Genomic DNA, 3,836 nt, shown 5'->3' on the forward strand with positions numbered 1-3,836 from the left:
GCCCGAGCCTGATCGAGACGGCCGGCTACTGCCTGCGCGGCGCGCTGGATCACTGGAGCCGAACCGGCTGCAACCACCTCGCCGACATCAACGACATCCGGGCGATCACGGAGCGCGTCAACGGCGGCTACAACGGCTATGACGAACGGGTCGCCTGGTTCAACAAGCTCTGGCCGCAGCTCCGCGGCACTGAGGCGCCGGCGGAGTCCTGGAAGGCGGCGGTGTCCTCGCCCTCCACCATGCTGCTGCAGGAGAAGCTGGTCCAGCTCGGCTACGACATCAAGGTCGACGGACGCTATGGCCCGAAGACCACCGAGGCCGTGACCGCCTTCCAGAAGGCCAACGGCCTGAAGGTGGACGGCATCGCCGGCGACATCACCATGGCCTCGATCGCCGCGCGCCTGAAAGCGACCGGCCCGGCAACGGGTTCGGCGGTTGCCGCCGATCCGCCCGGTCTCGCCACGCCCATTGCCGGCGGCCTGGGCACGATCGGCATCGCCGAGGTGGGCAAGCAGCTGACCGACCAGGCGGATGCGCTGCGGGGCTATGCGGAGATTTCGAGCGTGATCGGCTACGCCGCCGGCGCCCTGATGGTCATCGGTGTCGGCATCATCGCGGTCGGCCTCGTCCGCAAGTACATCGTCCCGGCGCTCCGGCCGGCGAAGGCGCCGGTGCCGGAATGATCGACCGCATCCGCGAGGCTCTCGTCTACGGGATCGGCTGGGAGTGGGGGGCGGTGCTCTCCATTCCCGTCATCTTCGCGGCCGTGGCGCTGCTGGCGCGCTTCGTGGGTCTGCAGCGCGCGCTCCAGATCGGCGCCGTCCTCACCGCCATTCTCGGCTTCGTCGCCGTGCTGCGGCGCGCGCGCCAGCAGGGCTGGCAGGACCGCGAGGAGAAGCTCAACCGCGATACGGCGGAAGCCGTCGCCGACTACGGGAAGAAGCAGGATGAAGTTGCCGGTCTTTCTGGCGCTGAGCTTGACCGCCGCGCTCGCCGGTGGGTGCGCGACGACGAAGGGCGCCGCGACCCCTGACATGTGGTGCAGGACGAATGAGCCGTGGATCGTCTCGGCGGCCGAGTTCGCGGCGATGACCGCCGCGACCAAGGCCAAGCTCGTCACGCACAACGAGTATGGCGAGAAACAATGCGGCTGGAAGCCGGTCGGAGGCGCCTGATGGAGGAGTTTCTGGGCCGCTGGGGCGCCATGATCATCTCGTCTGGCGCCCTGATCTACAGCATCACGTCGGCGCGCGGTAAGGCCGCGAGCGATCGCGTCGGGAAGGTCGAGAAGAAGTCCGACGAAACCGAGCAGCGCGTCTCCAAGCTGGAGACGGAAATGCGGCACCTGCCCGACAAAGACACCAGCCATCGCCTGGAGCTGGCGATCACCGGCCTGCGCGGCGAGGTCTCCACGCTCGGTGAACGCATGAAGCCGGTCGCTGAGATGGCCGAGCGGGTGCACCACTACATGTTCGAGGAGCGGGTGAAGTGACCGACCCTGACGCCTGGCTGGCCGAGGAGGCCCGGCTCATCATCCTGCGCACCCTCTCCGAGGAGGCCAACGAGAGCCTCAACAGCAACCTGCTGGTTCGCCATCTGCGGGAGCGCTTCGGCATTCCGCGCGATCGGCCGTGGGTGCACCTGCAACTGGCCCACCTGAAGGAGATGGGCGCGGTCAAGCTCGTCGACGCGGAGACGGTGAAGATCGCCACGCTGACGCAGACCGGACATCGGCACCTTCAGCGCGAGCTCGTCATCGAGGGCGTCAAGCGTCCGTCCCGGCCGGGAGAATGAGCCATGGCGAACGGGCGCGGTCGCCTTTCCTTCTGGGATACGCTGCCGGAATGGGGCGACGAGGCTCGGCTGTGGGCGTTCGAGCAACTCGCCGAGCGTACCCTGACCCAGCTGGAGATCCTCGACGGCGTCAACGAGCGCCTGCGGGCGGCGGCCTGGACGAACGGTGTCACCAGCGACATTCCGCAGGCGAGCCGATCCTCGCTCAATCGCCTGTCGATGCGGCGTGCCGGCGCCGTTCGCAAGATGGCCGAGGCGAAGGCGCTGTATGAGGGCCTCGCTACGCAGTTCGACCACACCGACACCGACGCCAGCTCGGTGGTGCTCGGCGAGTTCCTGAAGACGCTGGTGCTGGAGCTTGCCGATGAAGGCGGCGTGAGCACCAAGGGCGCGATGGAACTGGCGCGTGCCTTTCAGGCCATCGTCACCGGCATGAAGATTTCGGACGATCGTCGCCGGAAGCTGCAGGCAGACTACGACGCCAAGACGGCGAAGGTCATCGACACCGTGGCTAGGGAGGGCGGGCTCTCGGCCGAGGTGGTGGCGCAGCTGCGTCGGGACTTCCTCGGTGTTCGACCGAAGCCTCCGGTGGAGGGCGGCAATGCAAGCGCCGGGTCCTGATCAGGTCGCCGGTCCGCCGGTCCTTGCCCGCACCGATCACGGCCTGCCGGCCGAGCTCCCGCGTGGCGGCGAGATCCCCGAGGATCTCGATCCGCTCGCCGAGGGTGTCCTCATGCGCCACCAGTCCGAGTGGATCGAGGACGAGTCGGACCTGAAGCTCGGAGAGAAGGGGCGCCGCACCGGCGTCACCTTCGCCGAAGCGCTGGATCACACGCTCATCGCCTCGCTCAAGGTCTCCGCCGGCGGTCAGAACTGTTTCTATATCGGCGATACGAAGGACAAAGGCCGCGAGTTCATCGGCTACGTCGCGCATTTCGCCCGTGTGATCGCCGGCGAGCTCGGCAAGATCGAAGAATTCATGTTCGACGATGGCCTGAATGCGGACGGCACACCGAAGCAGATCCCGGCCTTCCGCGTGCCGTTTGCCAGCGGCCGGCGCTGTGAGGCGCTCTCCTCGCGGCCGGCGAACATCCGCGGTCTCCAGGGCACGGTCTGCATCGACGAGGCGGCGTTCCACCAGGATGTGCGCGGCGTGATCGACGCGGTGAACGCGCTGCTGATCTGGGGCGGCAAGATCCGTGTCATCAGCACCCACAACGGCGTGCTCAACCCGTTCAACGAGCTCATCCGTGAGGCGAAGGCCGGCAAGGTGCCGTTCTCCTGCCACTTCATCCCGTTTTCAAAGGCCGTCGAAAACGGCCTGTTCAAGCGCGTCTGCCTGGTGACCGGAAAGACCTGGTCGCCGGAGGCAGAGGAGGCATGGGAAAAGAAGGTTCGCGGCTCCTACGGCGTGCGCACCGCCGCCATGCGGCAGGAGCTCGACGCCATCCCGGCCGAGGCCGAGGGTGCCGCTCTGTCGCGCGTGCAGATCGAGGCGCGCATGGCCGACAGCGCGCCTATCATCCGCTGGATATGCGGCGACGACTTCAAGAATGCGCCGGAACACGTGCGCCGTGCCGAGGCACTCGCCTTCTGCGAGCGTGAGCTCAAGCCGATCCTGGAAGCCCTCGATCCTCATCGGCCGCATTATTTCGGCGAGGACTTCGCCCGCACGGGCGACGTCACCGCCATCATGCCCTGCGAGCTCGGCCGCGACCTGGTGCGCCGCGTGAAGCTGCTCGTCGAGCTCCGCAACGTGCCCTTCGAACAGCAGCGGGACGTGTTGTTCTACATCGCTGATCGGCTACCGCGCTTCTCCGGCGGCGCACTCGACGCCAACGGCAACGGCGCATACCTCGCCGAAGTCGCGCAGCAGCGCTATGGGGAGCAGCGTATCGTCGAGGTGAAGGCGACACCCGATTGGTATCGCAAGAACTCGACCGCCTATGTCGAGGCCTTCGGCGACGGCACGGTCGAGCTGCCGCGCGATGCGGATGTGCTCACCGACCATCAGGCGCTTCAATACGTCAATGGCGTCATCA

7 protein-coding genes are annotated in these 3,836 nt (G+C 67.2%); all 7 read left to right on the top strand.

Annotated features, from left to right (window positions below):
* Positions 1-683 (top strand): peptidoglycan-binding protein (locus tag STARVERO_RS21765; protein WP_244616983.1); only part of this gene is annotated, 683 nt, incomplete at its 5' end.
* On the top strand, positions 680-1,033 hold the full coding sequence (locus STARVERO_RS21770; protein ID WP_159602059.1) for a hypothetical protein: 354 nt from the start codon (positions 680-682) through the stop codon (positions 1,031-1,033). The genes STARVERO_RS21765 and STARVERO_RS21770, both read left to right, overlap by 4 nt.
* Before the next feature lies 1 nt (position 1,034).
* Positions 1,035-1,175, top strand: a complete 141-nt coding sequence (locus tag STARVERO_RS21775) for a hypothetical protein (protein WP_159602061.1) — start codon at positions 1,035-1,037, stop codon at positions 1,173-1,175.
* Positions 1,175-1,492 carry a DUF2730 family protein gene (locus STARVERO_RS21780; RefSeq protein WP_159602063.1) on the top strand — a complete coding sequence of 106 codons (318 nt, stop codon included), beginning with the start codon at positions 1,175-1,177 and terminating at the stop codon, positions 1,490-1,492. Before STARVERO_RS21775 ends, STARVERO_RS21780 begins: the two co-directional genes overlap by 1 nt.
* Positions 1,489-1,794, top strand: a complete 306-nt coding sequence (locus tag STARVERO_RS21785; protein ID WP_159602065.1) for a VpaChn25_0724 family phage protein — start codon at positions 1,489-1,491, stop codon at positions 1,792-1,794. The genes STARVERO_RS21780 and STARVERO_RS21785 overlap by 4 nt, the downstream gene beginning before the upstream one ends.
* Positions 1,795-1,797: 3 nt before the next feature.
* A complete protein-coding gene (locus STARVERO_RS21790; RefSeq protein ID WP_159602067.1) occupies positions 1,798-2,415 on the top strand; it encodes a phage protein Gp27 family protein in 618 nt (205 codons plus the stop codon).
* Positions 2,396-3,836 (top strand): hypothetical protein (locus STARVERO_RS21795; protein ID WP_159602069.1); only part of this gene is annotated, 1,441 nt, incomplete at its 3' end. The genes STARVERO_RS21790 and STARVERO_RS21795, both read left to right, overlap by 20 nt.

Origin of the sequence: Starkeya nomas, from assembly GCF_902703545.1 — a bacterium.
Classification (GTDB): domain Bacteria; phylum Pseudomonadota; class Alphaproteobacteria; order Rhizobiales; family Xanthobacteraceae; genus Ancylobacter; species Ancylobacter moscoviensis.